The following is a 5504-nucleotide window of genomic DNA, read 5'->3' on the forward strand; positions in this document are numbered from 1 at the left end:
ACCCCGGGACCCCGCGCGGGCGCCCCCCCGCGGGCGGGCGCGCGCTGAAACGGGGGCGACGGGCCCGCGCCTCGCGGGCCGGTCGCCGGGACGTCGGGCGGGCGTACGTCAGAACACCGGCCCCGCGCCACCCTCGGGCACCGGCAGGGCGCTGCCCTCGACGAACTCCGACCAGCTCAGGCTCCACGCCGTCCAGCCGTTGCCGGCGGCCAGTTGGCGCTCGGTGCCCTTGATGGTGATCGGGTCGCCGACCCTCGTCTTCTCGAACAGCCACTTCGCGTTCGCCGTGGAGACGTTGACACAGCCGTGCGAGACGTTCCGCCGGCCCTGGTCGTCCACCGACCAGGGCGCGGCGTGGATGTACTCCCCGCCCCAGGTGATCCGCTGGGCGAAGTCGATCTCGGTGACGTAGCGGTTGGCCGGATCCGGGTCGTCCCGGGTGTCGAAGACGGTGGACTCCTTCTTCTCCATCACCACCATCGTGCCGCTGGAGGAGGGCGTCTTCTTCTTGCCGAGGCTCACCGGCAGGGTGCGGACCACCTGGCCGTCCTCGTACACGGTCATCTTCTTGGTGGCGTTGTCGACCTTCATCTCGAAGGCCCGGCCGATCTTCGCGGTGGCCGTGCGGTCGACGTTGCCGTACCGGCCGTTGCTCAGCGGGATGCCGGCCAGCGCGATCCGGACGGTGAGCGTGGTGCCGGGCTTCCAGTACTCCGGAGCGCGGTAGTAGGCCTGGGTGCCGTTCTCCACCCAGTGCCAGGCGCCCGGCTGCGGCGGGTCGGTCTGCACGAACATGCGCTTCTGCACCGCCGCGCGGTCCTTCTTCGGGATGCCCGGGTGGAACTCGGTGACCACCGGCATCGCCACGCCGTAGGTCTTGTCGTCGAAGAGGTACAGCCCCGAGCTGATCATCGACTTGGGCTTCGCCATCGTCGTGAAGGTGCTGGTGCCCTGGCTGGTCCCGCCGTCGGCGCCGGTGGCGGTGACGGTGGCCGTGTAGCGGGTGCCGTACTTCAGCGGCTTCGACGGCACCCAGGAGGAGCCGTCGGCCCGCAGGCGCCCCTCGACCTGCTTGCCGTCCGCCGCCGTCAGCGTGACGCTCGACACCTTGCCGCCGTCGGGCAGCTTCGCGCCGATCTCCGAGCTGACCGGCCTGTTCTTCGCCCCGTCGGCCGGGTTCAGCGTCAGCGGCGGACCGCTCGGCGCCGCCGGGGTGGCGGGCTCGGCCGCCGCGCTCGCCGTGGCGGGGGTGGTGCCGCCGACGAACTCCGCCTTCTTCTTCTCCTCGCCGCAGGCTGTCAGTGCCAGCGACGCCACCAGACCGAGGGCGCCCACCATCGCCCCGGCCCGCGCGAACCTGCCCATCCCCACCTCTGTTCTCGCGTACCTGGCGCACATCGTGCCGCATGGAACCCGCCGGTCAGGCCCCTCTCGTCGTACGCCCGGGGGTTTTGTTCCCCATTGCCCGTTAAGCTCGACCGAAGGGGGGAGCCGGGGATCGGATTGGAACCCGGCTCAGGAGGCGTGCTAATGTTCTCCCCGTTGCCAGCGAGCGCCGCTAGCTCAACTGGCAGAGCAGCGGACTCTTAATCCGCGGGTTCGGGGTTCGAGTCCCTGGCGGCGCACCAGCAATCATCTGGGCATCCACCCTCACGGGTGGGTGCCCAGATGTCGTTTCCGGGTGCGGCAATCATGGGAGCCACGAGTGCCTAGTCGGTGGCTCCCGGCGGATGCCAAGCCCGGATCCTCCGGTCCGGCAGGTTTCTCCTCGACGGCCAGAGCTGAACTCGCCACTCATCGCCGGGCGTCGTGGACCCGGGCCAGCCCCGGTTGACGAAGCCCCGACCGCAGATGCGCACCCCGTACCGCCCGTCGGGTACCTCGCACCGCCGTTGGCCCAGCGTCGGCGAGCAGTACGACAGCTCTCCGCCGTCGACCTCCAGCGCGCATTCGAAGATCTCTTCCCACTGTCCGAAGTCCCGGGGCGGCGGCTCGGCCCACACCTCGACCCGGAGTGGCATCTCGAAGTTGTTCTGATGCGGCACGCAGACGAGCACCGTGTGATCGTCGCTCGCGATGTGCGGGCCGGCCTGCGCCTCCCGCCCGAGCATTGCCAGGTCGGAGTCGTCTTCCGTCGTCCCGGAGAGAGTGAACTGCCCGTAGTCCAGGGCGACTGTCATGTCATGGGCCGTGACCGGCGCTGGCGTCCCCACAGCGGACAGTCTGCCGGGTCACCGTCCACTCCCGTCGCCCCACGACCGGTCATCGCAAGCGCAGCAACCCGACATCATCGCGCAGCTCGATCGCCGGACGACGTCGGCAACTCGCCGTCATCGGTCGGGAGATCTCCACCAGAACCGGGGCGGTTCGGGTGCGCGGAAATATCGGGTCCTGCGGCGCGGTGCCGAACACTGACGGCGTTCAGGGCGGTGATGAAGCGGGTGAGGAGCGGGCTGGTGTCCTCGGCTCGCCAGGCCAGGTGCAGGGTGGTGGCGGTGCCCGCGAGGGGTCGAGGCGTGACGCCCTCCCGACGCAGCACGCGATAGGAGTCGGCCATCACGGCCGCGCCGAAGCCGGCTGCGACCAGCGCGAGGATCGTCTGCACGGTCCGGCCCCGCGCGGCGACGCGCGGCACGATCCCGGCGCGGTGGCACAACGAGATGATCTCGTCGTGCGCATGGGGCGCGGACTCCCGCGGCCACAGCACCAAGGGGATCTCGTCGAGTACGGACACCGGCGCCGGCTCGGGGGTCCTGGCGAGAGGGTGCCCGGCCGGCAGGAAGAGGGCCAGCGGCTCGCGCGCCCAGACGCGGGTGGCCAGACGGGCGTCGCGGGCCGGCAGTCGCTGCACCGTCACGTCGAGGCTGCCGGCCAGGATGCCGGCCGACATCTCGGCGTCGTCGAACAGTTCCACCAGGCACAGGTCGACGTCCGGGAGTTCCACTCGTAGTCGTCCGAGAGCGTCCCCGAGCACGCCGTTGATGCCTGATCCGGCGAACCCCACCGTCAGGCGGCCAGTCTTACCCGCGGCAGCCAGCCGCACGTCGTCCAGAGCTGCCTCGGCGTCGGCCAGCATGCGCACCGCCCGCCGAAGCAGCGCTTCGCCGGCCGCGGTGGGAACGAGCCCGCGGCCGGTGCGGGCGAACAGTTCGGCTCCCAGGCGTCGCTCCAGCTCACCCAGCTGCCGACTCAGGGTCGGCTGGGTCAGGTGCAGGCGGCGCGCGGCTCCGCTGATGGATCCTTCCTCGGTAATCGCCACCACATAACCCAGCAGGCGTAGCTCCATCCATACCTCCAAGGCATGGTGCGTATATCAATCCATGCTGCAGAGTAGGCGTCGGGGATCAGCCGGTAAAGAATGAAGCCGCCTCGATTCCCCGAAACGCCGGAGGGCGTCGTGAAACACCTTGGAGTCCTCGCCCACAGCACGGGAGGGGCCGCCCTGTGCTTCCTCACCTTCTGTGAGGAGGGTTTCCGCAGGACCGGCCGCAACGAGCATCCCGACGTCACCCTGGACTACATCGCCTTCGGCTACAGCATGCCCGCCTGGGACGCGGGAGATCACGCCGCGCTGGACCACGGCTACCACGTGGTGCTGGAGGGCATCCTGCACACCGGCCGCCACCGGAGCATGCTGACCGGCCTCCGGGACGGTCATCGCGGGCGGTCCCTCTTTTGCTACCTCGACGTGTCCCTGCCGGAGACCCTGCGCCGGCACCTCACGCGCCCGCAGGCCGGCGAGTTCACCGCCGAGCAGATGAGCGGCTGGTACGCCGCCCGCGACGTCCTGGGCTGGCCAGGCGAACTCGTCCTGCCGGAGACCACCACCCTGTACGGCGCCGTCGGGCTCATCGCCGCAGCCGCCGGGCTGCCCCAGACCGGAGGTGACCATGACGTACGCCCGCTCGTTTCGTGACCGCGGGCGTCGCGGCGGTGAGCGCCGGCCGGTCGGGCGCGGCGGCCTGCCCTGCCGGGGCCGGCGCCCGGCGTCGCCCGGGCCGGTCCGTCGGCAGCGGCCGTACGGCGGCCGGAACCGGCCCCGCAGGAGGTAGCGTCCCGCCGTGCGTCGGAAATGGCCCCGGCGGGAGGTAGCGTCCCGCCGTGCGCCGGAACCGGCCCGGCAGCAGGTAGCGTCCCGCCGTGCGCATGAAGTTCGGTCGTCCCGACCTCGCCGCCCACGCCGCCCGCTTCGACGTTCCGCCGGCGGCCGGGGGGCTCGGCGTGACGTTCCTCGGGGTGGCCAGCCTGCTTCTCGACGACGGCGAGCACGCGGTGATGACCGACGGGTTCTTCTCCCGGCCGTCCCTGCTGAGGGTCGCCCTCGGCAGGCTGGCGCCCGACGAGGCCCGCATCGGCTCGGCGCTGGGGCGGTTGGGGCTGGACCGCCACGGCGCGGGCGCGGCGACCAGCGCGCCCGCCTCCGGCCGCGGGCTGGACGCCGTTATCCCGGTGCACACGCACTTCGACCATGTGATGGATTCCGCAACCGTCGCGCTGCGTACCGGTGCGGTGCTCGTCGGCGGTGGCTCCGCGGCCTGGGTCGGCCGCGGCGCCGGGCTGGCCGAGGACCGCATCCGGGTCGTGACGCCCCACGAGCCGGTGCCCCTGGGCGCGTTCACGCTCACCTTCGTCGAGTCCGCGCACTGCCCGCCGGACCGCTTCCCGGGCGGCATCACCGAGCCCGTGGTGCCCCCGGCGAGGGCCGCCGCCTACCGGTGCGGTGAGGCGTGGTCGATCATCGTGGCGCACGCCAGCGGCCGTACCGCCCTCGTCCAGGGCAGCGCCGGCTTCGTGCCCGGCGCGCTCGACGGGCGCCGGGCCGACGTCGTCTATCTCGGCGTCGGCCAGCTCGGCGTGCGGGGCGAGGACTACATCCGGGCGTACTGGGCCGAGACCGTTCGGGCCGTCGGGGCCCGCCGCGTGGTGCTCATCCACTGGGACGACTTCTTCCGGCCGCTCGACCGGCCGCTGCGCGCCCTGCCGTTCGCCGGCGACGACCTCGATGTCACCATGCGCGTCCTCGGTGGACTGGCCCGGCGGGAGCGGATCGCCCTGCACCTGCCGATTCTGTGGCGCCGCGAGGATCCGTGGGCGGGGCTCGGGTGACCTGAGGCGGTCGTCATCGGGGGTGGGGCGGGGGTGGCCGGGAGGCGGGGGTCGCCGCCGGCGGGGAAGGGCGCGCCGCGCCCCGCGAACCGTCCGCGATGTCGTGCGGCGGGCTGCCACAATCGGGCCGTGTCTATGCAGAGGCGGCGTCGGACGTCCCATCCCGCGATCGTCGGTGCGATCATCGCCGCGGTGGCCACCGTGGTCGCGGCGGCCATCCCGGTCGCGCTGGAGGTCGCGCGCGGCAGGGGTGGCGGGACGCCGGCGGCGCAGGTCAGTCCGTCGGCCGGGCCGACCGGGCCCGGGGCGACCACGGGATCCGCCCCGTCCCCGGCGCCGGGGACGGGGGACGTCTCCGCGAGTGCGGAAGTGCACTCGGCTGTACTCCAGTCACACGT

At 72.4% G+C, this 5504-nt stretch carries 5 protein-coding genes and 1 tRNA gene; 3 read left to right on the forward strand and 3 right to left on the reverse strand.

What is annotated here, in order from left to right; genetic code table 11:
* Nucleotides 1–108 precede the first annotated feature (108 nt).
* A complete protein-coding gene (locus tag ACWENR_RS29240) occupies nt 109–1365 on the reverse strand; it encodes an Ig-like domain-containing protein (RefSeq protein WP_452280174.1) in 1257 nt (418 codons plus the stop codon).
* Nucleotides 1366–1552: 187 nt separating this feature from the next.
* On the opposite strand from ACWENR_RS29240, the gene ACWENR_RS29245 reads away from it, so the two are divergent.
* Nucleotides 1553–1628 (forward strand) — tRNA-Lys (locus ACWENR_RS29245).
* A gap of 81 nt (nt 1629–1709) precedes the next feature.
* Here ACWENR_RS29245 and ACWENR_RS29250 read toward each other — a convergent pair.
* Both ACWENR_RS29250 and ACWENR_RS29255 read right to left on the reverse strand, forming a co-directional pair.
* Nucleotides 1710–2180 carry a hypothetical protein gene (locus tag ACWENR_RS29250; RefSeq protein WP_452280175.1) on the reverse strand — a complete coding sequence of 157 codons (471 nt, stop codon included), beginning with the start codon at nt 2178–2180 and terminating at the stop codon, nt 1710–1712.
* A gap of 107 nt (nt 2181–2287) precedes the next feature.
* Nucleotides 2288–3286 (reverse strand): LysR family transcriptional regulator, encoded by a 999-nt coding sequence (locus tag ACWENR_RS29255; protein ID WP_452280176.1) that lies wholly within the window; start codon nt 3284–3286, stop codon nt 2288–2290.
* Between the two features lie 111 nt (nt 3287–3397).
* Here ACWENR_RS29255 and ACWENR_RS29260 point away from each other — a divergent pair, with 111 nt between their 5' ends.
* Together ACWENR_RS29260 and ACWENR_RS29265 are read left to right on the forward strand one after the other, a co-directional pair.
* Nucleotides 3398–3916, forward strand: a complete 519-nt coding sequence (locus ACWENR_RS29260) for a hypothetical protein (protein WP_452280177.1) — start codon at nt 3398–3400, stop codon at nt 3914–3916.
* 224 nt (nt 3917–4140) lie between these two features.
* Nucleotides 4141–5106, forward strand: coding sequence for an MBL fold metallo-hydrolase (locus tag ACWENR_RS29265; protein ID WP_452280178.1), 966 nt, complete (start codon nt 4141–4143; stop codon nt 5104–5106).
* Nucleotides 5107–5504 lie beyond the last annotated feature (398 nt).

This window comes from Micromonospora sp. NPDC004336 (genome assembly GCF_053602615.1).

Coding starts and splice junctions, on each gene's coding strand:
- ACWENR_RS29240 (WP_452280174.1), bottom strand. CDS start 1,365: ATGGGCAGGTTCGCGCGGGCCGGGGCGATGGTGGGCGCCCTCGGTCTG.
- ACWENR_RS29250 (WP_452280175.1), bottom strand. CDS start 2,180: ATGACAGTCGCCCTGGACTACGGGCAGTTCACTCTCTCCGGGACGACG.
- ACWENR_RS29255 (WP_452280176.1), bottom strand. CDS start 3,286: ATGGAGCTACGCCTGCTGGGTTATGTGGTGGCGATTACCGAGGAAGGA.